The sequence below is a fragment of the Streptomyces sp. SYSU D01066-1 genome, from assembly GCF_054956795.1.
Map to the genome: position 1 here is coordinate 46,911 of NZ_JBUDHV010000030.1, position 25,501 is coordinate 72,411.

Annotated in this window: 20 protein-coding genes; 10 read left to right on the top strand and 10 right to left on the bottom strand. The window is 74.1% G+C overall.

Translation table 11 applies throughout. The features are described from left to right. Positions 1–48 precede the first annotated feature (48 nt). Entirely contained in the window at positions 49–786 is a 738-nt protein-coding gene (locus tag ACY1JF_RS23855; protein ID WP_462707268.1) for a polysaccharide deacetylase family protein, read from the top strand. A 52-nt stretch (positions 787–838) separates the two neighbouring features. Here ACY1JF_RS23855 and ACY1JF_RS23860 read toward each other — a convergent pair whose 3' ends face one another. From ACY1JF_RS23860 to ACY1JF_RS23875, 4 genes are read right to left on the bottom strand one after another with little or no spacing between them, the layout of a single operon-like run. Next, positions 839–1,969, bottom strand: a complete 1,131-nt coding sequence (locus ACY1JF_RS23860) for an XdhC family protein (protein ID WP_462707269.1) — start codon at positions 1,967–1,969, stop codon at positions 839–841. Then, complete coding sequence (locus tag ACY1JF_RS23865; protein ID WP_462707270.1) at positions 1,962–4,088, bottom strand: xanthine dehydrogenase family protein molybdopterin-binding subunit; 2,127 nt, start codon at positions 4,086–4,088, stop codon at positions 1,962–1,964. The genes ACY1JF_RS23860 and ACY1JF_RS23865 overlap by 8 nt, the downstream gene beginning before the upstream one ends. After that, a complete protein-coding gene (locus ACY1JF_RS23870; RefSeq protein WP_462707271.1) occupies positions 4,085–5,077 on the bottom strand; it encodes an FAD binding domain-containing protein in 993 nt (330 codons plus the stop codon). Before ACY1JF_RS23870 ends, ACY1JF_RS23865 begins: the two co-directional genes overlap by 4 nt. After that, positions 5,074–5,640 carry a 2Fe-2S iron-sulfur cluster-binding protein gene (locus ACY1JF_RS23875; protein ID WP_462707272.1) on the bottom strand — a complete coding sequence of 189 codons (567 nt, stop codon included), beginning with the start codon at positions 5,638–5,640 and terminating at the stop codon, positions 5,074–5,076. Before ACY1JF_RS23875 ends, ACY1JF_RS23870 begins: the two co-directional genes overlap by 4 nt. A gap of 247 nt (positions 5,641–5,887) precedes the next feature. Between ACY1JF_RS23875 and ACY1JF_RS23880 the strand changes: the two genes are divergently transcribed. Together ACY1JF_RS23880 and ACY1JF_RS23885 are read left to right on the top strand one after the other, a co-directional pair. Then, positions 5,888–6,469, top strand: coding sequence for a TetR/AcrR family transcriptional regulator (locus ACY1JF_RS23880; RefSeq protein WP_462707273.1), 582 nt, complete (start codon positions 5,888–5,890; stop codon positions 6,467–6,469). 850 nt (positions 6,470–7,319) lie between these two features. Beyond that, on the top strand, positions 7,320–10,229 hold the full coding sequence (locus ACY1JF_RS23885; protein WP_462707274.1) for an ATP-binding protein: 2,910 nt from the start codon (positions 7,320–7,322) through the stop codon (positions 10,227–10,229). 16 nt (positions 10,230–10,245) lie between these two features. Here ACY1JF_RS23885 and ACY1JF_RS23890 read toward each other — a convergent pair whose 3' ends face one another. Beyond that, positions 10,246–11,025, bottom strand: a complete 780-nt coding sequence (locus ACY1JF_RS23890) for a response regulator (RefSeq protein WP_462707275.1) — start codon at positions 11,023–11,025, stop codon at positions 10,246–10,248. Positions 11,026–11,274: 249 nt separating this feature from the next. Here ACY1JF_RS23890 and ACY1JF_RS23895 point away from each other — a divergent pair, with 249 nt between their 5' ends. The 3 genes from ACY1JF_RS23895 to ACY1JF_RS23905 are packed head-to-tail and all read left to right on the top strand — an operon-like array spanning position 11,275 to position 14,274. Then, positions 11,275–12,258, top strand: a complete 984-nt coding sequence (locus ACY1JF_RS23895) for a Bug family tripartite tricarboxylate transporter substrate binding protein (RefSeq protein ID WP_462707301.1) — start codon at positions 11,275–11,277, stop codon at positions 12,256–12,258. Continuing rightward, the gene (locus ACY1JF_RS23900; protein WP_462707276.1) at positions 12,255–12,782 is read left to right on the top strand and encodes a tripartite tricarboxylate transporter TctB family protein; all 528 of its coding nucleotides are present in this window, start codon (positions 12,255–12,257) and stop codon (positions 12,780–12,782) included. The genes ACY1JF_RS23895 and ACY1JF_RS23900 overlap by 4 nt, the downstream gene beginning before the upstream one ends. Before the next feature lies 1 nt (position 12,783). Further along, a complete protein-coding gene (locus ACY1JF_RS23905) occupies positions 12,784–14,274 on the top strand; it encodes a tripartite tricarboxylate transporter permease (RefSeq protein ID WP_462707277.1) in 1,491 nt (496 codons plus the stop codon). Positions 14,275–14,311: 37 nt separating this feature from the next. Here the strand turns inward: ACY1JF_RS23905 and ACY1JF_RS23910 are convergent, their stop codons facing one another. The 4 genes from ACY1JF_RS23910 to ACY1JF_RS23925 all read right to left on the bottom strand — a co-directional run bounded on the left by ACY1JF_RS23910 (position 14,312) and on the right by ACY1JF_RS23925 (position 21,043). Continuing rightward, positions 14,312–14,803: a DedA family protein gene (locus ACY1JF_RS23910; RefSeq protein WP_462707278.1), complete on the bottom strand. Its 492-nt coding sequence runs from the start codon at positions 14,801–14,803 to the stop codon at positions 14,312–14,314. Positions 14,804–15,368: 565 nt separating this feature from the next. Next, positions 15,369–16,487: a lysostaphin resistance A-like protein gene (locus ACY1JF_RS23915; RefSeq protein ID WP_462707279.1), complete on the bottom strand. Its 1,119-nt coding sequence runs from the start codon at positions 16,485–16,487 to the stop codon at positions 15,369–15,371. Between the two features lie 690 nt (positions 16,488–17,177). Continuing rightward, positions 17,178–19,541, bottom strand: coding sequence for a phosphoketolase family protein (locus tag ACY1JF_RS23920; protein WP_462707280.1), 2,364 nt, complete (start codon positions 19,539–19,541; stop codon positions 17,178–17,180). Positions 19,542–20,653: 1,112 nt separating this feature from the next. Further along, complete coding sequence (locus ACY1JF_RS23925) at positions 20,654–21,043, bottom strand: MerR family transcriptional regulator (RefSeq protein ID WP_462707281.1); 390 nt, start codon at positions 21,041–21,043, stop codon at positions 20,654–20,656. An 84-nt stretch (positions 21,044–21,127) separates the two neighbouring features. Between ACY1JF_RS23925 and ACY1JF_RS23930 the strand changes: the two genes are divergently transcribed. The 4 genes from ACY1JF_RS23930 to mtnB all read left to right on the top strand — a co-directional run bounded on the left by ACY1JF_RS23930 (position 21,128) and on the right by mtnB (position 24,291). Continuing rightward, entirely contained in the window at positions 21,128–22,066 is a 939-nt protein-coding gene (locus tag ACY1JF_RS23930; RefSeq protein WP_462707282.1) for an SDR family NAD(P)-dependent oxidoreductase, read from the top strand. A gap of 298 nt (positions 22,067–22,364) precedes the next feature. Continuing rightward, positions 22,365–22,964 (top strand): 1,2-dihydroxy-3-keto-5-methylthiopentene dioxygenase, encoded by a 600-nt coding sequence (locus ACY1JF_RS23935; RefSeq protein WP_462707283.1) that lies wholly within the window; start codon positions 22,365–22,367, stop codon positions 22,962–22,964. Further along, on the top strand, positions 22,961–23,686 hold the full coding sequence (gene mtnC / locus ACY1JF_RS23940) for an acireductone synthase (protein WP_462707284.1): 726 nt from the start codon (positions 22,961–22,963) through the stop codon (positions 23,684–23,686). Before ACY1JF_RS23935 ends, mtnC begins: the two co-directional genes overlap by 4 nt. Then, positions 23,683–24,291, top strand: coding sequence for a methylthioribulose 1-phosphate dehydratase (gene mtnB / locus ACY1JF_RS23945; protein ID WP_462707285.1), 609 nt, complete (start codon positions 23,683–23,685; stop codon positions 24,289–24,291). The genes mtnC and mtnB overlap by 4 nt, the downstream gene beginning before the upstream one ends. 106 nt (positions 24,292–24,397) lie before the next feature. On the opposite strand, the gene mtnA is transcribed toward mtnB, so the two are convergent. Beyond that, a complete protein-coding gene (mtnA, locus tag ACY1JF_RS23950) occupies positions 24,398–25,429 on the bottom strand; it encodes an S-methyl-5-thioribose-1-phosphate isomerase (protein WP_462707286.1) in 1,032 nt (343 codons plus the stop codon). Positions 25,430–25,501: the final 72 nt, after the last annotated feature.

Below are 25,501 nucleotides of genomic sequence, written 5' to 3' on the forward strand. Positions count from 1 at the left end.
CGGACGACCGCACGCCCGCGCCCACGCCCGCCGGAAGGAGCCCGACGGATGAGCGACCGCTCCCGTGCCCTGCGCGCGGCCTGCGCCGTGGCGCCGTTCGCCGTGGCGCTGGCCCATGTCGGTCCGGCCGCCACCTGGCTGCCGGGGCCGCGCCGCCGCTGGCTGCCCGCCCTGGCCGGCCTGGGCCGCTCCGGGCACGTCGCCCTCACCTTCGACGACGGCCCCGATCCGGTCTCCACCCCGCGCTTCCTCGAGGCGCTCGACGAACTCGGCGTGCGGGCGACGTTCTTCGTCCTCGGTGAGAGGGTCACCCGCCATCCGGGGCCGGCCGTCGAGACCGTCCGCCGGGGGCACGAACTCGCCGTCCACGGCTGGACCCACGACCGCCCGTGGCTGCCCTCGCCGGCCAGGGACGCCCGCGAGCTGGTCCGGGCCGCGCGGGCGGTGCGCGACGTCACCGGCCGGTGGCCGTACTGGTACCGCCCGCCCTACGGCGTCCTCACCTCCGGACGCTGGGCGGCCGCCCGGCGCGCGGGGCTGCGGCCGGTGCTGTGGACGGCGTGGGGCGAGGACTGGCGGCGGGGCGCCACGCCCGCCTCGGTGCGCCGCGCGGTCGCGGCGGAGCTGCGCGGCGGCGGGACGCTCCTGCTCCACGACAGCGACCACGCCTGCGCCCCGCAGAGCTGGCGCGCGACCCTGGGCGCCCTGCCCGCCGTCGTCACCGGCTGCCGCACCGCGGGCCTGACGGTGGGACCGCTGGCGGAGCACGGGGTGGGCCGGCGGTGACCGGCGTCACCGGTGAGCCCGGCTCCCGGACCGCTCCGCCGCGCCCCGCGCCTCAGGCCGCCGCCCCCGTCAGGTCCCGGTGGATCGGCGCGGCCGAACCGGTGAGCGGTACGCCCGTGCCGCCCCGCCGGGCGGCGACGATCTCCGCCGCGATGGACAGGGCCGTCTCCTCGGGGGTGCGGGCGCCCAGGTCGAGGCCGATCGGGGAGCGCAGCCGGGACAGTTCGCGGTCGGTCAGACCGGCCTCGCGCAGCCGCCGGGTGCGGTCGGCGTGGGTGCGGCGCGAGCCCATCGCGCCGACGAACGCGACCGGCATCCGCAGCGCCTCGGTCAGCAGCGGCACGTCGAACCTGGCGTCGTGCGTGAGCACGCACAGCACCGTCCGCCCGTCCGTGGCCGTGCTCCGCAGATAGCGGTGCGGCCAGTCGACGACGACCTCGTCGGCCTCGGGAAAACGGGCCGCCGTGGCGAAGACGGGCCGGGCGTCGCACACCGTCACGTGGTAGCCGAGGAACTTGCCGACCCGGACCAGCGCCGCCGCGAAGTCGACCGCGCCGAACACGATCATCCGGGGCGGCTCCACACTCGACTCGACGAGCAGCGAGAGCCCGCCGGGACAGCGCGAACCGTCCTCCGAGAGACCGACGACGCCGGTGCGGCCGGCGTCCAGCAGGGCGCGGGCCTCGGCCGCCGCGGTGCGGTCCAGGTCGGGGTGGCCGCCGAGGCCGCCCTCGTACGTCCCGTCGGCCCGTACCAGCAGGGCGTGCCCCAGCAGTTCCGCCGGGCCCTCGGCGACCCGGGCGACGGCTGCGGGCCGCCGGCTGGAGGCAGCCGCCAGGGCCTCCTCGAAAACCGCGCGGGACGGCGCGTGCGCGCGGACCGGGGTGACCAGGACGTCGATGATGCCGCCGCAGGTCAGCCCGACCGCGAAGGCGTCCTCGTCGCTGAAGCCGAACCGCTCGCGCACCGTTCGGCCGTCCCCGAGGGCCTGGACGCACAGGTCGTACACCGCGCCCTCCACACAGCCGCCGGAGACGGAGCCCACGGCCGTGCCCTCGCTGTCGACGGCGAGGGCGGCCCCCGGACCGCGCGGGGCGCTGCCGCCGACGGACACGACGGTGGCGACGGCGAAGTCCCGGCCCTCGGCGGCCCAGCGGTGCAGCTCGTCGGCGATGTCAAGCATGTCCGCCCGCCTCGATGACGCGGTCCGGCCGGATCGGCAGGTGCCGGTGGCGGACGCCGGTGGCGTGCCAGACGGCGTTGGCGATGGCCGCCGCGGCTCCGACGATGCCGATCTCGCCGACGCCCTTGATGCCCACCGGGTCCTCCGGGTCGGGGTCGTCCACCCAGTCGGCCTCCAGCCGCGGGACGTCGGCGTGGGTGGCGACGTGGTAGCCGGCGAGGTCGGGCCCGTAGTGGCCGCCGAAGGCGTGGTCGCGGACGGCTTCCTCGTGCAGGGCCATGGAGATGCCCCAGGCCATGCCGCCGAGCAGCTGGTTGCGGGCGGTGAGCGGGTTGACGATCCGGCCGGCCGCGAAGACGCCGAGCATCCGGCGCACCCGTACCTCGCCGGTGGCGGTGTCCACGGCGACCTCGGCGAACTGCGCCCCGAACGAGTGCCGTTCCTTCTGCGCGAGGGCCTGGAGCGCCTCGGTGGTGTCGGACCGTACGGTGATGCCCTCGGGCGGGATGCCGGTGCCCAGGGCGAGCCGCTCCCGCAGCTCGGCGGCGGCGGCCTGGACCGCCCAGGCCCAGGAGCGGGTGCCCATGGAGCCGCCGGCGATCCCGGCCGGCCCGAAGTCGCTGTCGCCGATGTGCACCCGGACCCGGTCCGGCGTCGTCTCCAGCGCGTCGGCGGCGACCAGGGTGAGGGCGGTACGGGCGCCGGTGCCGATGTCCGCGGCGGCGATCCGCACGGTGAAGGTGCCGTCGGGTTCGGCGGTCACCAGGGCGGTGGAGGGCAGGGCGCCCGCGTGGAAGGAGGCGGCGGCCGTGCCGGTGCCGAGCAGCCAGCGTCCCTCGCGGCGCACGCGGGGACGCGGGTCGCGGTCCGCCCAGCCGAAGCGGCGGGCGCCCTCGTGGAAGCAGGCGGCCAGGTTGCGGCTGCTGAACGGCAGGCCGGAGACCGGTCCCGTCTCCGGCTCGTTGCGCAGCCGCAGTTCGATCGGGTCGAGGCCGCACTTCTCGGCCAGTTCGTCGAGCGCCGCCTCCAGGGCGAAGGACCCGGGTGCCTCGCCCGGCGCGCGCATGTAGGTCGGGGACGGCACGTCGAGCCGTACGACGTCGTTGACCGTGCGGTGGGCGTCGGCGTCGTACATCACCCGGGCCACGGCGGCGCTGGGCTCGACGAACTCGTAGACGGTGGCCGTCTGGCTCAGCGAGCGGTGTTCCAGGGCGCGCAGCCGCCCGTCGGCGTCGGCGCCGAGCCGGACCCGCTGGACGGTGGGGCTGCGGTAGCCGGCGAGGGAGAACATCTGGCGGCGGGTCATGACCACGCGGACCGGCCGCTGCAGGACGGTGGCGGCCATCGCGGCGGACACCTGGTGGGCGCGGACGCCCTTGCTGCCGAAGCCGCCGCCGATGTGTTCGGAGCGGACCCGGACCGCGGACTCGTCCAGCGAGAAGATCTTGGCCAGTTCGCTCTGCACCCAGGTGGTGCCCTGGTTGGAGTCGACCACCTCCAGCCGGCCGCCGTCCCAGCGGGCGGTGGCCGCGTGCGGCTCCATCATGCTGTGGTGCTCTTCGGGGGTGGTGTACTCGGCGTCCACGACGTGGGCGGACGCCGCCAGCTCGGCCTCCAGGTCGCCCTTCTGCGTCACGGCGGGCATGAACCCGTCGGCCTGGTAGGCGTCCGGGCGGTCCGCCGAGAGCGCGGTGTCGTGCGGCTCCTCGTCGTAGTGGACGACGAGGGACTCGGCGGCCTCCCGGGCCTGTTCGGGCGTCTCGGCGACGACCAGGGCGACCGGCCAGCCCACGTGCGGCACCCGGTCGTGCTGGAAGACGGCGGCGGTCGGGTCGGGGACGCCCAGCATGCCGGTGTAGTCGGTCTCCACGCGCGGCGCGTTGCCGTGGTGCAGCACGGCGAGCACGCCCGGCATCTCCAGGACGGGGCCGGTCTCGATCGCGCGGACGCGGCCGCGGGCGACGGTGGAGAGCACCAGCCAGCCGTGGACGAGACCGGCGAAGGGGATCTCCCCGGCGTACCGGGCCGCGCCGGTGACCTTGTCGCGGCCCTCGACGCGGGTGTGGGCGGTGCCGACCGCGCCCTTCGGTGCCGTGCGGCCGGTGGTGGCGGTGGTCATCGGGCGGCCTCCTCGGTGAGCTGCGTCAGGACGGCCACCACGAGGTTGCGCATGAGGGTCACCTTGTATCCGTTGCGGGGCAGGGGCCGGGCCGCCGCCAGCTCGGCGTCCGCGGCGGCGGCGAACGTCTCCGCGGCGGCGGGTGCGCCGGTCAGCGCGCGCTCCGCCGCCCGGGCCCGCCAGGGCCGGGAGGCGACCGCGCCGAAGGCCAGCCGCGCCTCCTGTACGACGCCGTCGCGGACGTCGAGCGCGGCGGCGACCGAGCCGATCGCGAAGGCGTAGGAGGCCCGTTCACGCACCTTGCGGTAGCGGGAGCGGGCGGCGACCGGGGCGGGCGGCAGGGTCACGCCGGTGATCAGCGCGCCGGGCGGCAGGGCGGTCTCCCGGTGCGGGGTGTCGCCGACGGGCAGGTAGAAGTCGGCGAGGGGCAGCTCTCCCGGTCCGTCGGGCGCCTCGTAGGAGACGACGGCGTCGAACGCGGTGAGCGCCACGCCCATGTCCGAGGGGTGGGTGGCCACGCAGTGGCCGGAGGCGCCCAGGATGGCGTGATTGTGGTGCTCGCCGCCGAGCGCGGAGCAACCGCTGCCGGGGACGCGCTTGTTGCACGGCCGGGTGGTGTCCGTGAAGTAGCCGCAGCGGGTGCGCTGGAGCAGGTTGCCGCCGACGGTGGCCATGTTGCGCAGTTGTCCGGAGGCACCGGCGAGGACGGCCTGGGACAGCGCGGGGTAGCGGCGACGTACCTCGGGGTGGGCGGCGAGGTCGCTGTTGGTGACGGTCGCGCCGATCCGCAGACCGCCGTCGGGGGTCGTCTCGATGCCGTCCAGCGGCAGTTCGCGGACGTCGACGAGGAGGCCGGGCCGTTCGACGCCGGTCTTCATCAGGTCGACGAGGTTGGTGCCGCCGCCGAGATAACGGGCGTCCGGGTCGGCGGCGAGCAGGGCCACCGCACCGGAGACGTCGTCGGCGCGCTGATAACCGAACTCCCTCATGCCGCCGCCTCCTCGGTGCCGTGCGCGCGCTCCTCGGCGGCGCGGGCCACCGCGTCGGCGATGGAGACGTAGGCGGCGCAGCGGCACAGGTTCCCGCTCATCCGCTCCCGGATCTCCTCGGGTGTCAATTCGGGCGGCCCGGCCTCGGGCCGTACGTCGTCGGTGGCGGCGCTCGGCCAGCCCGCCGCGTGCTCCTCTATGACGGCGACGGCCGAGCAGATCTGTCCGGGCGTGCAGTAGCCGCACTGGTAGCCGTCGAGGTCGAGGAACGCCTGCTGCACCGGGTGCAGCCGGTCGCCGTCGGCCAGGCCCTCGACGGTGGTGACCTCACGTCCGTCGGCCGCGACCGCGAGCTGCAGGCAGGAAACGGACCGGCGCCCGTCGATCAGGACCGTGCAGGCCCCGCACTGTCCCTGGTCGCACCCTTTCTTGGTACCGGTCAGGTCGAGCCGTTCGCGCAGGGCGTCGAGCAGGGTGGTGCGGTGGTCGACGGTCAGGGAATGCTTCTCGCCGTTGATGTTCAAGGTGATGGCGCTGTACGTCGGCGAGGGCGCTGAAGCCATGAGTCAGCCTTCTTCATGCGTCAGGGAACGAAGGGGTGGCGCTGTACGGGAGGGTGGGCTCGGGAAGCATCTGGGGGAGGCGCGGCACGGCGAGGGCCGCCCGCGGCCGGTGGGCCGGGGCTCCGGCGCGTGCCACGCTCATGGATACGCTGGTGCCAACCGGACAGCTGTCCGCTGGCAAAAACGTAACGGACAGCTGTCCGGTTAGCAAGGACGGGATCCGGCCAGGAACCCGTGAGGAGGACTGGTGGAACAGCCGGAACAGAAGGGGCCGTTGCGTTCGGACGCGCAGCGCAACCGTGAGCGGATCCTGGAAGTGGCGCTGACCGAGCTGACGCACCGCGCGAACACCCCGCTCAGCGCCATCGCCAAGAAGGCGGGGGTCGGCCAGGGCACGTTCTACCGCAACTTCCCCAACCGGGAGGCCCTGGTCCTGGAGATCTACCGCCACGAGATGCGACAGGTCGCCGACAGCGCGGCCGAACTGCTCGCGGAGCGGGAGCCGGAGCAGGCCCTGCGCGCGTGGCTGGACCACCTCGCCCGCTTCGCCCTGACCAAGGCGGGCCTGGCCGAAGCCATCCGGCAGGCCACCTGCGCCCCGGACGGCCCGGCCAAGCCGGAGCCCTCCCCGGTGCTGGCCGCGGCCGAACTCCTGCTGCGCGCCAACGAGAAGGCCGGCACCATCCGCCCCGGCGTCACCGCGGACGACTTCTACCTCGCCATCGCGGGACTGTGGCAGATCGAGCCGCACAACGACTGGCAGACGCGTGCCACTCGGCTGCTGGACTTCGTCATGGACGGGTTGCGGGCGGGCGCGCCCGGGAGGTGAATGCCGCCCCGGTCCCCTCCGGTGGCCCCGTCCCTCCCGGGGCGCGCAGACGCTCCTTCATGCGTCCGCGCGCCCCCGCACGGGGGGGCGCGGGCCGGCCGCGAGCCGTTGAACCGGGCGGAACGATGACTCGAGCAGCGGCCCGGTGAGCGGTCACCGGGTCCGTCCGTACGTCGGCTGAGGCAGGTGGTGTCCCATGACCGAGGCCGGCACCGCCGTGGCCGTCACCGCCGAGGCCGTCACCGCCCATCGCCGGCGGCTGCGCGCCGTCCGGCGGCCACGCTGGACCTCCGGTCTCCGGCACTGGTCCGTGAACCGCGGGCACACCTGCCGGGCAAAGCGCCCGCGCCCCGGGACGGCGTCCCGCGGACCGGGCTTCCGACAGGCGGGTGCCGACGTATGACGAGCCGGTGACCGGTATGGCGGGCACCGCGCGGAGGAGGAAGCCGGCGGAAGAGGCGTGCGATCGCCCCGGACCGAGCCGCGCCGGCGCCGGGTACGTCGAGGGCACGGCCGGGTGGACACGGGGCTGTCACCACTGGTCGCGCGTGGTGCCGCAGTACGCGGAGACGGCGGGGCGCCGGTGTGGCCGGCGGGCACGGTGGCGCCCGCAGGGCCGTGACACCGCCCGGCGGCGCCTGAACGCCGTCTGGCGCGTCCGACGCCGTCCGACGGCCCGGACGGTGGCGATCCGCGCCTCGCTACCCACCAGGAGCCCGTCCCATGCGCCGGCGGAGCCGGATTCACCCGTCCTCGTCGAACCTGTCTCAGAATCCGGGCAGTCCGGCTCCGCCGGGGCGTACGCTCGGCGCTGTCCTCCGACGGCCGTCGACAGGAAGCAGTACGGCACATGGCGACTGGACTGCGTCGATCCGGCACCGGTAACCGCCCGTTACTGGAGCGCGGATCCGAACTCCGCGCTCTCGACGATGCCTTGGCACGGCTGTGCGGCACCGGCGGTGACACGCCGCGCGGACGGCGGGGCGGCGTGGTCGCGTTCACGGGACCGGCCGGGATGGGCAAGACGACGCTCCTGTCCCGGGCCCGGACCCGGGCCGCGGCCCGTGGCTGCACGGTGCTCTCCGGCCGCGGCGAGGAGCACGAGCAGGAGCTGGCGTTCCGGGTGCTGCGCCAGCTGCTCCAGCCGTCACTGGCGGCGCTGGACGACCGGGAGCGCCGCGCGTTCCTGGGCAGTTGGTACGACATCGTCGCCGCCGCCCTCGGCCTGGAGGCGGCCGGCGCCGCCCGGGCCCCCGACCCCCTGAGCGTCCGCGACGGCCTGGACTGGGTCATGACCCAGCTCACCGTGCGCGAGGCACCCGTCGTCGTGCTGCTGGACGACGCGCACTGGGCGGACGTCGAGTCGCTCGGCTGGCTCGTCTCCTTCGCGCCCCGGACCGAGGACCTCCCACTGCTGATCGTCACCGCCTACCGGCCCGACGAACTGCCCCCCGAGGCCGACGCGTTCCGCGCCCTGGTGGAACGCCACGGGCAACGCCCGCACAGCCTGTCCCCGCTCACCGGGACCGCCGTGGCCCGGATCGTGCGGGACGTGGTGGGTGAGGGCGCCGAGGACGCGTTCTGCGCCGAGTGCTGGGCGGTCACCGGCGGCAGCCCCTTCGAGACCGTCGAACTGGCCGTACGGCTCGGCGAGGCCGGGCTCACGGGCACCTCGTCCGATCTCGCGGCCATGCGGAACCTCGCCTCGGCCGTCAAGGGGCCGGGGCTGGCCGACCGGCTGCGCCGGCTCGGCGGTGCCACCGTCCGTTTCGCGTGGGCCGTGGCCGTACTGGGTTCACCGGCCCCGCCGGAGCTGGCCGCGGCCCTCGCGGTGGTCGGCGCCGAGGAGGGCGCCGCGGCGGCCGAGCGGCTGCGCGCCGCCCGTATCCTCGCCCCGGGCACCGGGGCCGGCGGCGGCCTGGAGTTCGTCCACCCCCTGATCGCCAGGGCGGTGTACCGGGACGTCCCGCCCGGTCTGCGCGTCGGGATGCACAACACCGCCGCCGAGGCCGTCCTCGCCGCCGGGCTCGGCCCCACCGCCGCCGCCCGGCACCTCCTGGAGGTGCCCTGCGAGGGCAGGCCGGCGGCCGTCGCCTGTCTGCGGGAGGCCGCCCGCGAGTATCTGCGGGCCGGTGCGCCGGAGGCCGCCCAGCGGGCGCTGCTGCGGGCGCTCCAGGAGCCGCCGCCGTCCGAGGAGCGGGCCGCCCTGCTCCACGAACTGGCCCGCGCCACCTTCCTGGTCGACCCCGCGGCCACCGTCAGCCACCTCCGCGCGGCCCTGGCGGAACCGGACGTCGACCCCGGTCTGCGCGCTTCGATCGTCTTCCGGCTGGCCCAGGCACTGGCCCACACCGACCGGGTCGCGGAGGCCGCCGCGGTCGCCGGGGAGGAGGCCCGGCGGACCACCAACGCCCGCATCCGGCTGCGCATGCTGGCCGACCACTTCGTGTGGAGCGCCTCCCGCGCCGACGAGCCGGACTCCCCCGCCCGCTCGCGCGTGCTGGTCCGGCTGGCCGAGCGGATGCCCGGCCGCGGCCTGGAGGAGCGCTACATCCTCGGGATGCGCGCCTGGGACGCCGTACTGCGCGGCGAACCCCGGCACATCTCCCTGGCCCTCGCGGAGGAGGCGCTGCGCGGCGGGCTGAGCTGGGCCAGCGAGCACCGCGGCTTCGAGGTGCCCGTCTCCGTCGCCCTGGTGTTCCTGTACGGCGACCAGCCGGGCCGGGCGGAGGACCTGTTCACCCAGGGCATCGCCGAGTGCCAGAGCAAGGGCTGGCGCGGCTCCCACCTGGCCCTGGGACAGGCCCTCCTGGGGTACATCCGCTACCGGCGCGGCTCGCTGGCCGAGGCGGAGGGCCTGGTACGGGCGGGCCTCGCGATCGCCGAACAGGTGGACGGGGCGGTGCCCGCGCAGTGGTTCGCCGTCGGCATCCTCGTCCAGACGCTGCTGGCCCGGGGCCGGACCGCCGAGGCACGCCGGCTCGCCGACCGGTACCACTACGGCGAGACCCTGCCGAACGCCGTCATCTACCCCGATCCCCGCACCGTCCACGCCGAGCTGCTGCTGGCCGAAGGCCGGCACCGGACGGCGGCGCGCGCCCTGACCGAGGTCGGCGAACGGCTGGACGAGCGCGCCTGGCGCAACCCCTCCTGGTGCCCCTGGCAGCTGCACCTGTCCCGGGCCGTGGCCCGCGCCGACCCCGGCCGGGCGGCGCGGCTGGCCCGGGAGGCGGTCAAGCGGGCCCGGGACTTCGGGGCCGCGTCGGTGATCGGCCAGGCCCTGTGCACCGAGGCGGAGGTGACCGGCGGGGCGGCGGCGCTGGAGCTGTACGACGAGGCGGTGGAGCGGCTGGAGGCGTCACCGGCGGCCTACGAGCTGGCCCGCGCGCTGGTCGGCCACGGCGCGCTGCTGTCCCGCAACGGCCGGGTGCAGCAGGCGGCCGACCGGCTCTACCAGGGGCTGGAGCGCGCGGTGCACTGCGGCGCGGAGGGGCTGGCCGGCCGGGCCAGGGCCGAACTCTCCGCGGCCGGGCTGCGGCCGCTGCCGCTGCGGTACGCGCGGACCGACACGCTCACCGCGCGGGAGCGCCGGGCGGCCGAGATGACCGCCCGCGACGATCCGCCGGACGTGGTCGCCAAGGAACTGCGCCTCACCGAGCAGGGCGTGCGACAGGTGCTCTCCTCGGTCTACCGCAAACTGGGCACCGACGCCGAGGGGCTGGGCAGGGCCCTGGAGATCTCACCCCGGCCGCGTTGCTGACCGGGCCGGGCCGGGCTCACGCCCGCACCCCGCCGCTGGACGGCAGAGCGGTGGACGGCAGACCAGTGGACGGCAGACCGGTGGACTCCGCCGTGGGGTCGCGGTGGCGGTAGCGGCGTTCGGGGCGGCCGGCGACGCCGTAGCGCAGGGACACCTCGGCGCTGCCGACGGTGTGGAAGTACTCCAGGTAGCGCCGGGCGCTGACCCGGGAGACGCCGGTGCGGGCGGCGCACTCGCTGGCGGACAGCGTGCCCTCGGCGTCACGGAGGGCGCGTTCGATCAGCTCGGCGGTCTCCACGCTCATGCCCTTGGGCAGCGCCGGGCCGGGCGCGGGGCCGGCCGCGCCCGCCAGGACCCGGTCCACGTCGGCCTGGCCGCGGACCACCGTCTCCAGCAGGCGGCCGCGCTGGACGGCGTACCGTTCCAGGCGCGATCGCAGGTCCTCGAACTCGAAGGGTTTGAGGAGGTAGTCGACGACGCCCTGCCGTACGGCGGAGCGCACCGTGTCGGTGTCGCGGGCCGCGCTGACGACCATGACGTCGCAGTCGTGGCCGGCGGCGCGCAGCCGCGGCAGGAGGTCGAGGCCGAACACGTCCGGCAGGTACAGGTCGAGCAGGACCAGGCCGGGGCGGAACCGGTCGACGGCGGCGAGGGCCTGCTCGCCGGTGGCGGCGGCGCCGACGACGCGGAACGGCGCGACGCGTTCGACGAAGGCGCGGTGGATCCGGGCCACCATGAAGTCGTCGTCGACCACGAGGGTCTCGATCGGCTCCGTCCGGCTGGTTCCGGTCGTCATGTCGCTCCTTCCGCCACCGCGTCGACGGGGTGGCTGACGGTCGTGCGGGCGGTGCCCGGCACCCCGCCGGGCGCTGGTCACCGGGATCTCACCGCCGTGACGTTCGCAGACCGGCCGGGCCGGCGCCAGGGGTGGGCGGTGACGACGACCGCAAAGACCACAACCTCCGTTGGTGACGCAAGGACGACGGGACGCCGGGGACCGGGCACCATGTGGCCCACATCGACACGACGACAGGTGGTGGCACTCGTGCGCCTGCGCACCCCCTTCGCCCTGCTCGGGGCCGCCGTGCTGGTGCTCGTGGGACCGCCGCTGCTGGACGCCGACGGCGGCGACGGGGCCGGTACGCGGATCCCGGGCCTGCGCCTCATGGTCCCCAACAGCCCCGGCGGCGGCTACGACATCACGGCCCGTACGGCCGCGAAGGACGCCGAGGAGGCCGGGCTGACCCATGGCATCGAGGTGTTCAACCTGCCCGGCGCCAGTGGCACGGTGGGGCTGAGCCGGCTGGTGGGCGAGCACGGCAACGGCAGGCTCGCGATGTCCATGGGCCTGGGCGTGGTGGGCGCCGTCCGCTCCAACGACGCGCCCCGCACCCTCGCCGACACCACGCCGATCGCCCGCCTCACCGAGGAGCAGGACGTCGTGGTGGTCGCCGAGGACTCCCCGTACCGGACGATCGACGAGCTGATCGGGGCGTGGCGCAAGGAGCCGGGCAAGCTGCCGGTGGGCGGCGGCTCGTCGCCGGGCGGGCCGGACCATCTCGCGCCGATGCTGATGGCGCGGGCCGCGGGGATCGCGCCGAAGGCGGTCAACTACGTCCCGTTCGACGGCGGCGGTGAGCTGCTCGCCTCGGTCCTCGGCGGCAAGGTGGCCTTCGGTGTCTCGGGCGTCGGCGAGTACCTCGACCAGATCAGGGCGGGTGAGCTGCGGCTGCTCGCGGTGACCGGCCCGGAGCGGATCGAGGGGCTGGACGCGCCCACGCTGAAGGAGGCGGGCTACGACGTGGACTTCACCAACTGGCGCGGCATCGTCGCCCCTCCGGGGCTGTCGGACGCCGAGCGGGACAAGCTGGTCCGGCTGGTCGAGGAGTTGCACGACTCGCCCGAGTGGCGGGAGTCGATGGAGGCCAACGGCTGGGACGACGCCTTCCTGGCCGGCGAGGAGTTCGGTGACTTCCTGGACGCGCAGGACCGGCGCGTGGTGTCGGTACTGGAGGAGCTGGGCCTGTGAGCACCCGTACGGACCCCGTCCCCGCCGGCCGGCGCTCCTGGCTGCGCGACCGCTCCGAGCTCGGCGTCTGCGTCCTGCTGCTGGCGCTCGGCGTGCTGGTCCTGACCGACGCGCTGACCATGGACGTCGACGTCGCCCAGCGCGGCCCGGTCGGCCCGCGGACCGTGCCGGTCGCGGTCGGCGCCGGACTGCTGCTGATCGCCGCGCTGCTCGCGGTGGACGTGCTGCGCGGCGGTCGGGGCGAGGCGGAGGGCGGCGAGGACGTCGACCTGTCCGAACCCACCGACTGGCGTACGGTGCTGCTGCTCGCCGGGGTCTTCCTGGGCGCGGCCGTCCTGATCGAGCCCGCCGGCTTCCCGGTCGCGGGCGCGCTGCTGTTCTGGGGCGCCGCGTTCGCGCTGGGCAGCCGCCGCCCGGACCGCGACCCGCTGATCGCCGCGGTGCTGTCCGTCGCCACGTACGCCGTCTTCGACCAGTTGCTCGGTGTCCCGCTGCCGGGCGGCCCGCTGATGGGAGTGCTGTGACGTGAACGCCCTCGACTCCCTCCTGGACGGCTTCGGCACCGCCCTCACCCCGCTCAACCTCCTGTGGGCCGCGCTCGGCGTGCTGCTCGGCACGGCGATCGGCGTACTGCCCGGCATCGGCCCGGCGATGGCGGTCGCCCTGCTGCTGCCGGTGACGTACGGCCTGGACCCGGTCGCCGCGTTCATCATGTTCGCGGGCATCTACTACGGCGCCATGTTCGGCGGCTCGACGACCTCGATCCTGCTCAACACGCCCGGGGAGAGCGCGGCCGTGGTCGCGGCCGTCGAGGGCAACCCGATGGCCAAGGCGGGGCGGGGCGCACAGGCGCTGGCGGCGGCGGCCGTGGGCCACTTCGCGGGCGGCATGATCGGCACCGTGCTGCTGGTGGCGCTGGCGCCGACGGTCGCGGACCTGGCGGTGGACATCGGCGCCCCGGACTACTTCGCCGTCATGGTGCTGGCGTTCATCGCCGTGACGTCGGTGCTGGGCTCCTCACGCGTGCGCGGGACGGCCTCGCTGCTGATCGGCCTGACGATCGGGCTGGTGGGCCTGGACCGGATGACCGGACAGCAGCGGCTGACCTTCGGTTCGCTCCAGCTGGCCGACGGCATCGACGTGGTGATCGTCGCGGTCGGCCTGTTCGCGATCGGGGAGGCGCTGTGGGTGGCGGCCCGTCTGCGGCGCGGCCCGGCCGATCCGATCCCGGTGGGCCGGCCCTGGCTCGGCCGGGCGGACCTCGGCCGTACCTGGAAGCCCTGGCTGCGGGGCCCGTTCATCGGCTTCCCGTTCGGCGCGATCCCGGCGGGCGGCGCGGAGATCCCGACGTTCCTGTCGTACGTCACCGAGAAACGGCTCTCGAAGCACAGGGACGAATGGGGCAAGGGCGCCATCGAGGGCGTCGCCGGCCCGGAGTCGGCGGCTTCGGCGTCGGCGGCGGGGACGCTGGTGTCGATGCTGACGCTGGGGCTGCCGACGACGGCGGTGACGGCGGTGATGCTGGCCGCGTTCCAGCAGTACGGCATCCAGCCCGGCCCGCTGCTCTTCGAACACGAGCCCGAGCTGGTGTGGGGTCTGATCGCCTCCCTCTTCGTCGGCATGGTGCTGCTGCTCGCCCTGAACCTGCCGCTGGCCCCGCTGTGGACCCGGCTGCTGCGCATCCCGCGCCCCTACCTCTACGCGGGAATCATGTTCTTCGCCGCGGTCGGTGCCTACGCCGTCGGCGGCGAGGTCATCGACCTGGTGATCCTGCTGGTCATCGGTCTGATCGGCTTCGGCATGCGGCGCTACGGACTGCCGGTGCTGCCCGCCGTCATCGGCGTCGTCCTCGGCCCCGCCGCCGAGCAGCAGCTGCGGCGCGCGCTGCAGATCAGCGACGGCGGTGTCACCGGCCTGGTCGGCACCCCGTTCTCGGTGACGGTGTACGCGGTGGTCGTGCTGCTGCTGGCCTGGCCGCTGCTGCGGCGGGTGGCGGGGCGGGTGCGCGGCGGGTGAGGCGGGGCGGGGAACGCCGCTGGACGACGCGCGGCTGTCAGTGCCGCTCTTCGGCCACGGTCTCGCGGAGCGCCGGCGCGGCGCCCTTCCTCCGGCGGCGGTACACCACCGCGCCGCACAGCGCGAGGAGGACCGCGGCGACCGCGGCCGCCCCCGACGCCGTCCGCTCGGCGAACAGCCGCCCCAGCAGTTCCAGGGCCCCGAGCCCGGCGGTCGCGTAGATCAGCGCCCAGCCCGCGCCGCCCACGAACAGCGCGGGCAGGTAGCGCGACAGCGGCATCCGCATGCTCCCGGCGAAGAAGTTGGCCGCCGTCTGGAAGCCGACGGTCAGGAAGGAGACGGCGACCACGGGCGCGCCCCAGCGCTGGATCGCCCGCTCGACGCGCCGGAACCTGTCCGAGGAGTACCGTGCGGCGAGCTTGCTGCGCCGCGCGCCGGCACCGGCGAGCCGCCCGACGGCGAACGTCCCTCCGGCCCGCAGCAGCACGATGACGTAGAGACCGGCGGCTGTGAGCGCGACCTCACCCACGACGCCTCGCCCTCGGCGCCACCGCGCCCTCGACGGGCACGAGCCTGGTCTCCATGTCTCACCTGCGGTCCGCTGCTGCCGGTTGCGACCCCCGCGTCCCATTGTCGCATCCGGTCCCGCCGGGCAGCGCCGGGGGAAGGGACCGCACCCGGACGGTGACGAGGACGGTCGCCGGACGGGGGCGGACGAGGACGGACGCAGGACAAGGACGGGCGAGGGCGGTCGGGGCGCGGCTGCGGCCCTCAGGCCGGGTCCTCCCGGCGTGGCCCGGGTCCCTCTCCCGCCTCCCGCGCCGCGCGGACCGCCAGGTCGAGCGTGGCGTCGATGCCGGCCGTGGTGGTGGCCGGGTTGACGGTGCACATCCTCAGGACCGTCCGGCCGTGCTCCAGGACAAGCTCCGCGGCAAAGACGGGCCGGCCTGTCGCTCATGCGCGGTGTCCGGTCCACTCGCCCGCGGACCGGCGTCAGCGAGACCCGCGCTCATGCCCCCTCGACGACGGCTCTGGCACGGGGTCACGGTGCGCACGGCCGTCGGGGCCGTGCGCGGTCCGCCGGCCGTCGCCGTTCACTGGGGCGCGGGCCCGTCGCCGGGACGGTGGACGGGCGGGTGCGCGGCCGGTGCCGCGGGCCCGTGCGGCGGCGGTGGCGGGAGGTGCGCGGCGCCGTACGGTGCTGCGGCCGTCGGCGCCGGGTACGGTGCGGGGGCGTACGCGACGGGCGCCGGGTAGTGCGGCAGGCCGTAGGCCGGCACGGGGGGTGCGAGGGGCAGGGGGGCGGGCGTCGCGAGGCGCTGCGGCGGGTCGCGGCGCGCGAGCCACAGCACCGCGGCGGCGTACAGCAGGATCGTCGCGATGTCGACGGCGGCCATCTGCCAGGGCAGGTCGGCGGCGGTCTCCTCGGAGGTCAGGCCGTCGACGACGGCGGCGGCGAGGCCGAAGCCCATCAGGTTGTTGAGGACGTGCAGGGCGACAGCGGCCTCCAGGCCTCCGGTGCGCACCGTCAGCCAGCCCGCGACCAGGCCGAACACCAGCAGGTCGACGAAGCCCCAGGGGGTGCCCCAGCCGTGCGCGGCGGCGAACAGCGCCGCCTGCGGCGGCACCGCGCACCACGGCGAGCGCAGGAACCCGCCGACCGCCTGCATCAGCCAGCCCCGGAACACGTACTCCTCCGCCGCCGCCTGCAGCGGCACGAACACCGCCAGCACCGCCAGTGAGACGAGGAACGTCGGCAGCCCCACCCACTCGTTCGCCGCCGAGGTCTCCTCCTCACCGGCGGGGAGGACGAACGAGGCCGCGAGCAGCAGCGCGGAGGCGGGCACCGCGAGCGCCAGGCAGCGCGCCAGCCAGCCCCAGCGCAGCCGTCCGGTCACCGACGAGACGCTTCCGGCCGGTCTGCGGTCCGTCCAGCGCGCGGCCAGCAGGGCCATGGGCAGCATGAGGGCTATGTACGACAGGTCCAGCACGGTGTTGGGCAGCGGGCCGAGGTCCACGGAGCCGTCCGGCCGTTCCGGGCGGCCGGACGCCGTGCCGACGCCGTAGGCCACCGTGTCGATGGCGACGATCAGCAGCATCCAGCCGCCGGTCATCAGCAGCAGCCCCAGCAGCGACCGCCACCACCGGTTGCGGCCGGTGAGGCGGGCCAGCCGGTGGTACGGGAGGGAGGGCGGGGAAGCGAGTTCTGTCATGTGCGACAGCTTGCCGTGACCGTCCGCGCGGGGCGTCCGCCGCCGGTAGGAAAGACGTCTCCGTCTCTGATCTGAGCTGTCCGTCCGACCGCGGCTGCCTCCGGTCGCCAAAGGGCCGCTCACCCCACGGCGGCCGGGCCGTCGGCCGTACCGCGCGGACGGACCGGACCCGTCTCGTGGGCGGGGAGCGTCGCCCGCGCCCGGTCGCGCGACCGGGGTCCGGTGAGCGGGGTGTCGAGGTGGGACGTGACCGTTCCGGTGCGAGCCCGGCCGGCCGGGACCTCCGGCCCCGTCTCCCGGGCCGCGCGGCCGCGGGACGGACGGGGCGTGGCGTGGTGGGGGTGAGGTGGGGTGGCGGAGGGTGCGGGGCTCGGATTCGCGGTGCCGTCGTCCCTTCGCGGTCGGCGGACGGGCACCGCGCGTCCGGTTCCGCCCGACCGGGCGCCGGACGGCGCACGGACCGTCGCGGACGGGCCCGGGAGTGACGCGGCGGGCCGCGTCTCGTCTTCGACAGCGACCGCTTCCGCCGCGTTCCGGACCGCCCCGGGGCGGACCGGCGCCCTCCAGGCCCGTACAGCGCTGGTGGGCACCCCGCGTCCCCGGACCGAGGTCCGGCGGCCGGTCACCAAAGAAGCGGCGGGGCCCGGACGGTGGACGTACGATCCACCGCCCGGGCCCCGCCGGCTCCTGTCAGCCGTCCCAGGTCCAGTCGGCGACCTCGGGCAGGTCGACGCCGTGCTCGCGGATGTACGCGTGGTGGCGCAGCCGCGCGTCCTCCATTTCCTGTCGCAGGGCCGCCGCGCGCACCGCGAGGCCGGGCACTCGGTCGATGACGTCCATGACCAGCCGGTAGCGGTCCAGGTCGTTGCGGACGACCATGTCGAACGGTGTGGTGGTGGTGCCCATCTCCTTGTAGCCGCGCACGTGCAGGTGCTGGTGGCCGGTGCGGCGGTAGGCCAGCCGGTGGATCAGCCAGGGGTAGCCGTGGTAGGCGAAGACGACCGGCCTGTCGGGGGTGAACAGGCCGTCGTACTCGAAGTCGGACATGCCGTGCGGGTGTTCCTCGCTCGGCAGCAGCCGGGCGATGTCGACGACGTTGACGACCCGGACGGCCAGCTCCGGCAGGTGGTGCCTCAGCAGCTGCGCGGCGGCCAGTACCTCCTGGGTGGGGACGTCGCCCGCGCAGGCGAGCACCACGTCGGGTTCCCGGCTGCCGTCCTCGGTGCCGGCCCAGTCCCAGATGCCGGCGCCGCGCGCGCAGTGCGCCCTGGCCTGCTCCATCGACAGCCAGTCGAAGCAGGGCTGTTTGCCGGCCACGATGACGTTGACGTAGTCCTTGCTGCGCAGGGCGTGGTCGGCCACCGAGAGCAGGGTGTTGGCGTCCGGCGGCAGGTAGACCCGTACGGCCTCGGGGCTCTTGTTGAGGATGTGGTCGACGAAGCCGGGGTCCTGGTGGGAGAAGCCGTTGTGGTCCTGGCGCCACACGTGGGAGGTGAGCAGGTAGTTGAGGGAGGCGATGGGGGCGCGCCAGGGCAGGCGGCGGGTCACGCGCAGCCATTTGATGTGCTGGTTGACCATGGAGTCGACGATGTGGACGAACGCCTCGTAGCAGGAGAACAGCCCGTGCCGGCCGGTCAGGAGGTAGCCCTCCAGCCAGCCCTGGCAGGTGTGTTCGGAGAGGATCTCCATGACCCGGCCGTGGCGGTCGAGGTGCTCGTCCACGGCGTGGGTGCCGGCCTGCCATGCCTTGCCGCTGGCGGCGTAGACGGCCTGGAGGCGGTTGGAGGCGGTCTCGTCGGGTCCGACCAGGCGGAAGTCACGCCGGTCGGCGGTCCGGCGCATGACGTTCTCCAGCAGGTCGCCGAGGACGCGGGTGGGTTCGTGCAGGGTCGCGCCCGGTTTGTCGACCGGGACGGCGTACCGTTCCAGCGGGGGCAGCGGGAGTTCACGCAGCAGCAGGCCGCCGTTGGCGTGCGGGGTGGAGCCGAGCCTGCGCGCGCCGTCGGGGACGCAGGCCAGGACGTCGGGGCGGGGCGCTCCGCGCTCGTCGAACAGCTCCTGCGGCCGGTAGGAGCGCAGCCATTCCTCGAGCTGCCGCAGGTGGTCGGGGTTGTCGCGGACGGCGGACAGAGGGACCTGGTGGGCGCGCCAGGTGCCCTCGACGGGGAGGCCGTCGACCTCGGCGGGGCCGGTCCAGCCCTTGGGGGTGCGCAGGACGATCACCGGCCAGCGGGGCCGCTCGGTGGCGCCGTCCTCGCGGGCGGCGCGCTGGATCGCGGCGATACGGTCCGCGGCGGTGTCCATGGCGCGGGCCATCGCGCGGTGGACGGCGGCGGGTTCGTCACCGGTGACGTGGATCGGCTCGTGACCGTAGCCCTTGAGGAGTTCGTCGAGTTCCGGCTCCGGCAGCCGGGACAGCACCGTCGGATTGGCGATCTTGTAGCCGTTGAGGTGCAGGATTGGCAGGACGGCGCCGTCGTGCACCGGGTCGAGGAACTTGTTGGAGTGCCAGGAGGCGGCCAGCGGGCCGGTTTCCGCCTCACCGTCGCCGATGACGCAGGCGACCAGCAGGCCGGGGTTGTCGAAGGCGGCGCCGTATGCGTGCGAGAGGGCGTAGCCGAGTTCGCCGCCCTCGTGGACGGAGCCGGGCGTCTCGGGCGCGACGTGGCTGGGGACGCCGCCGGGGAAGGAGAACTGCCGGAACAGCCGGGCCATCCCGGCCTCGTCCCGGGTGATGCCGGGGTAGGTCTGCGTGTACGACCCCTCCAGCCAGGAGTTGGCGACCACGGCGGGACCGCCGTGGCCGGGGCCCCAGACGCAGAGGGCCTCCAGGTGCCGGGAGCGGATGAGCCGGTTGAGGTGGGTGTACACGAGGTTCAGGCCGGGCGAGGTGCCCCAGTGCCCGAGCAGCCGCGGCTTGATGTGCTCCGGACGCAGTTCCTCAGTGAGCAGGGGGTTCGCCAACAGGTAGATCTGGCCGACTGACAGGTAGTTCGCGGCACGCCAGTGGGCGTCCAGAGTCCTCAGTTCCTCGTCTGTCAGCGAACCTGACACTTGTGGTGATGCGACGGACATACTGGGTTCCCTTGCGGTTCGGGATGCGGTCGGAGGGTACGGGTGCGGGCCCTGGGGCCCACACTCCCCTGATCCGCCGAGTACCCGACAGGGCCGACCGGACCCTGTCCCGCACCCCGCTTGCGTCCGCCGCGGCGGGGCGGCGGAACTCCCGGCCCTGATCGGCCGGGCCCCGCACCACCGGCCTTCCCGTGGCACCCGCCGAGGCCGTTCGTGTCGGCAAACCACGGGACACGGCTCCGGCGGGCCAGGGGATCCGTGGCGCCGGAAGCCCCGGTCGTCCGCTCAGCCGATGAGGCGGGCGCCGGCGGGGACGGCGGCAGTCAGCACGTCCGCGCGTCAGCGCCCGGGGGGAGGAGACCGCCGGTTTCCCGTGCGTCGACCACCGCCTCCGAGCAGGCACTCGCCGCCTCCGCCGTAGGGACGCCCGACCGCGCTGGGGTCCGTACCGCGCGTCGCTGCTCCCCGTTCGAGCGCGCACGGTACGGAGCGTCAGCGGCACGCTCCCCGCTGAACGATCCCGCTCAGCCGAGGAAGCTCGGCCGGACCTGACGGTTGGCATGGTCGACATTCGTGTCCGCCAGCCTCCGTCAAGGCAACATCCGAGGTGGCCGACCCCAGGTGGCGGCTGGTGGGCGGCTGCGTCGGCGGGATCACCTCGCAGGTGGCGAGGGCGCCACTCGCATCGGGCGCGCCCGCCCCGGCGTGGCTCCGGTACACAAACTCCCAGCTCGGCAACGGCACGATTCAGAAGCTCACCTCGAAGACGACCTTCTCAGAGGGCGTTCAGGTAGGCACATTCCGGAAACGGCTTTGCTCACTGCCCTTCTTTATCCAGCTTCAGGAAGTACGCGAATTTCTTCGCCTCCTGCCGTGCAGGCCCTGTGGTCCGTTTCACTCGCTTCTGCCAGCGGCAATTCGACCACATCGAACGCCCTCTCAAGAACTGGCGGATCCTCACCAAGCTCCGTACCGATCCTGCTCGCGCAACGCGTTTCCTGCGCTCCCTGCTCGTGCTGACGAACTTCGAAGTCGGTCGCCGACGGACGGTCTACGGCGCACTCAGTGCCGGGGCACGTGACCGACCCGGCTTATAGAGCGGTGTCGCGCGACGTATCTTCACCTTTGCGAGGCGCTGTGTCGAGAACGGCGTCCAGTGCTCGCCGGGAACTCTGCAGTTGGCTGATCGCCTCAGTGATGCGGGCGCGTTCGCGCCGTAACTCCCTGATGAAAGTCGGGCAGCCGGATGGCGCCTTCAGCTCGTCCTTGTCGCGCACACAGTGCACGACCTTGCCGATGACCGCAGTGGAGAGCCCTGCGGCGAGCATTGCTCGGATGTGGCGCACCATGGTGACGTCTGCCGCCGCGTACTCGCGGTAGCCGTTGTCCAACCGTGTCGGCCGGAGCAGACCCTGCTCCTCGTAGTAGCGCAACAGCCGTCTGCTCACCCCGGTTTCGTGGGCGAGGTCGCCAATTCGCATCCGCGGTCTTCTCCTTGACCTTCACATTGATGTGAAGCCTTACCGTCCCCAGTGTCACAGATCACGAAGTGGAGAAGCCGGATCATGCCGGGTGCAGTGATCATTGGTGCGGGACCGGGGATCGGGCAGGCGGTCGCCCGTCGGTTCGCCAGAGAGGGGATGCCGATCACGCTGATCGCCAGGGGCGGACGGACGCTGCGCGTCGTTGCGGACGAGCTCGCTCCCTATGACGTCCCGATCATTACGTTGCAAGCCGACAGCACCAACCGGGCCGAGTTGGACGCGGCTCTGGACCAGGCCGTTGACGAGTACGGCGTACCGGAGGTCGCCGTGTACAACGCCGCGCTCGTCCGCGCTGACGAGCTGGGCGAGTTGTCGGTGCGCGATCACTTGGAAGCATGGGCGGTCAATACGGTCGGCGCGCTGAATGCTGCAGCGCGCCTCGCGCCGGCAATGGCAGCCCGAGGGAACGGAACGTTCCTTGTCACAGGCGGCATGCCCGAACCCAAGCCGCAGTACGTGAGCCTTTCCCTGGGCAAAGCGGGCGTCCGGACCCTGATCGCGCTGCTCGATCAGCAATACGGCTCCTTCGGAGTCCACGCGGCGAGCGCGCCGGACAGTGTGCGCAACCGTCGTGCGCGCGGCGGGGTGCGGGTGCCATGTGTTCTCCTCGTTCGACCGTCGGCTCTTCGATTCCTGTTCGGATGGGTGAACATCGGATCTCTCACTGAATGCGACATGACGCCACGCCTTGAATCGCGCGTATCCAGGGTCGTCGAAATGTCCACGAGTCACATCGCTGACCGGAACCTGGGAGGAAAGCGCTTTTTCGTCAATGGCTCGCACGGAAGAACGTTCCCGCCCCCGTCTTCGCCCCGGCCGCAGGGCCGGCCGCAGGGACCGTCTCCACGCCGGGAGGAGGGGCCGGCACTTCAACCGACGGCCCCCGGCGAGGAGGCGCACGACCGTGGTGCCGTGTCCGTCCGAGGCGCCGGCCCCACCACCCGCCCTCTCAGCAGTTGAGACGACGTCCTCGCCGCCGCCGGTCAGGCGCGGTGCGGGCGTAATATGACCGGGCCGGTACCGGCCCGGAACAGTGAGGCACATGATGACGGCACCCGTCGCGACAGCGAGGCGCCTGCCCTGCGCGGGGCGCTGTACCGCCTGCACGCGGCGCCCCGTCGGCGCGGTGTGCGGCGGCTGACAGTCCTCCTCCGACCACGCCCCTCCCCGGTCTCGCGGTCACGCGTCTTCCCCCTCCGTGCGTCCGTCTGGTACCCGCCACGTGTCCGACGCCCCTTCCCACCCTGTGGAGTGCCCCATGACCCTGCTCACCACCTGGCCCGAGTCCGGTCCCGAGGTCCAGGTCCGCCGTACCTCCGACCCCGTCGAGATCGCGGCGGCCCTGCAGCCGATCGGTGTGCGCTACGAGCAGTGGCCGGTCCGTGAGGACGTCGCCCCGGACGCCGACAGCGACACCGTGTTCGCCGCCTACGGTCCGGAGATCGAGCGGCTCAACGCCGAGGAGGGCTTCACCACGGTCGACGTGCTGGGCCTGCACCCGAGCGACGACCCGGAGTACCCGGTGAAGGCGAAGGCCGCCCGGGAGAAGTTCCTCCAGGAGCACACGCACGACGACGACGACGAGGTCCGGTTCTTCGTCGCTGGCTCCGGCATCTTCTACCTGCACGTGGCCGGCGAGGTCCACGCGGTCCTCTGCGAGAAGGGCGACCTGCTGGGAGTGCCGCGCGGCACCACGCACTGGTTCGACATGGGCACCGAGCCGGCGTTCACCGCGATCCGGTTCTTCCACGAGGAGGACGGCTGGGTCGGCAACTTCACCGGCTCCCCCATCGCCTCCCGCTTCCCGGACTACGACACCATCGCCGCGGGCCACGCGCAGGACAGGGCCGGCGCGTGAGCTTGCGTTTCGACGTGGACGCCGTGGTGCTCGACATCGAGGGCACCACGAGCGCCACGGGTTTCGTCGTGGACGTGCTCTACCCCTACTCGCGCGCCCGTTTCGGCACGCTGCTGACCGAGCGCGCCCACGAGCAGGCGGTGATCCGGGCGGTGGCGCAGGTGCGGGAGCTGACGGGAGATCCCGCGGCCGGCCCGGACGCCGTCGAGGCGACGCTGAACGCCTGGCTCGACGAGGACCGCAAGGCCACACCGCTGAAGACCCTCCAGGGGATCATCTGGTCGGAGGGCTTCGCGCGCGGTGACCTGGTCTCCCACTTCTACGACGACGTGGTGCCGGCGCTGCGGTCCTGGCACACGGCGGGCGTCCGGCTGTACGTCTACTCGTCCGGGTCGGTCGCGGCCCAGCGGGCCTGGTTCTCCTCGACCCCCGAGGGCGACCTGCTCCCGCTGGTCAGTGGCTTGTACGACACCGAGAACGCGGGGCCCAAGCAGGAGCGGGACTCCTACCGCCGTATCGCGGAGGCGGCCGGCCTCGCGGCGGAACGGCTGCTCTTCCTCTCCGACCGGTCGGGGGAGCTCGACGCCGCCCGCGCGGCGGGCTGGCACACGGTGGGTGTCCGGCGGCCCGGAGAGCCGTACTACCAGCAGGGCGTCGGCGACCACGCGCAGGTGGAGACGTTCGACGAGATCAGTGTCAGCACTACCAGGAGCATCCCATGACCGTCGACATCACCGCCCACGACCTGGAGGCCGCGGGAGCGTTCCTCGCCGCCGAGTCCGCCCGGTTCGCCTCCTTTGGCTGGATGCGGGGCACCTCCGGCAACCTGTCCGTGGTGCTCTCCCGCGACCCGCTGCGGCTGGCGGTCACCGCGAGCGGCCACGACAAGGGCGAACTGACCGCGGCGGACGTGGTGCTGGTGGACGGGGCCGGTGCGGCCGTCCGGGGCGGCAGGCCGTCCGCCGAGGCCGCACTGCACACGCGGGTCGCCGCGCTGACCGGCGCCGGTGCCGTCGTGCACGTGCACACGGTGGCGTCGGTGGCCCTGGGACACCGCAACCCCGGCGGGATCGCCTTCCGGGACCTGGAGATGCTCAAGGGCGTCGGCCAGCCGGCGCACGACGTCGAAGTGACCCTGCCGGTCATCGCCAACAGCCAGGACATGAAGGTCCTCGGCGACCGTCTGGAGGAGGCCCGGAACCCGCGGATGCCGGCCGTGGTCGTCGCCGGGCACGGTCTGTACGTGTGGGGCGACGACCTGCGCCAGGCCCGCCACCACACCGAGGTCGTGGAGTGGCTGCTGGAGCTGGAGCTCACCCGGCGCTGAGTGGTCCCGTGCGCGCACCGCGCCCGTGCGCGCACCGCGGCGCAGACCACGGCGGCGGGGGAACCGGTGCGTGACCGGTGCCCCTCGCCGCCGCCCGACGCGGTGGCTACTTCAGCCTGTCCCCGGGGAGTTCACCGGCCGACACCTCCAGGACGCCCCGTTCGGTGACGAGCGCGGTCACCAGACGTCCGGGGGTGACGTCGAACGCCGGGTTGTACCCCCGCGACCCGGCGGGCGCGGTCCGCACCCCGCCCCACTCCAGGACCTCGTCCTCCCCGCGCAGTTCGATGTGGATGTCGTCCCCGGTGGGCGTGGACAGGTCGACGGTGGTCGTGGGCGCGGCGACCAGGAAGGGTATGCCGGCGTCCGCGCAGGCCAGGGCCACACCCACGGTGCCCACCTTGTTCGCCGTGTCGCCGTTGGCCGCGATGCGGTCCGCTCCGACGACCGCCGCGTCCACCCCGCCGCGCAGTATCAGCCCGGCCGCCGCCCCGTCGGCCTGGACGTAGTGCGGGATGCCTTCCTGGACCAGTTCCCAGGCGGTCAGCCGGGAGCCTTGCAGCAGGGGGCGGGTCTCGTCGGCGTGGACGACTTCCAGCCGCCCGCGCGCGTGCAGTTCACGGACGACGCCCAGTGCGGTGCCCCAGCCCGCGGTGGCCAGCGCTCCCGTGTTGCAGTGGGTGAGGACGCGCAGGGGCCGGTCCCCGCCTACCCGCTTCAGCAGCCAGTCGGCCCCGTGGGCTCCCATCAGGTGATTGGCCTCGACGTCCTCGTGCTGGAGGGCGGACGCCTCTTCCAGGACGGCGTCCAGGCCCTCGTCGAAGCGGGCCATCACACGGTCCACGCACACCATCAGGTTGACCGCGGTCGGGCGTGCCTCGCGGAGCCGCGCCACCGCGGCGCGGACCCGCTCCGGCCCGTGGCCCCCGCGCCGGCCCTCGATCATCGCGAGGGCCACGCCGTAGGCACCGGCCGCGCCGATCGCAGGGGCGCCCCGCACGACCAGGCGCCGGATCGCGTCGACCAGGGTGTCCACGTCGTGGACGAACACCGTGCGGGTCTGTCCGGGAAGCAGCGTCTGGTCGATCAGGGCCAGACCGGACCCGGTCCACTCAACGGCGCGCAGCTCCTGCGACATGACGGGCACTCTCCCCTGTTCCTCGGACGGTGTCCGCCACCGTACATGACCTCGACGAACCACAGTTCGAGA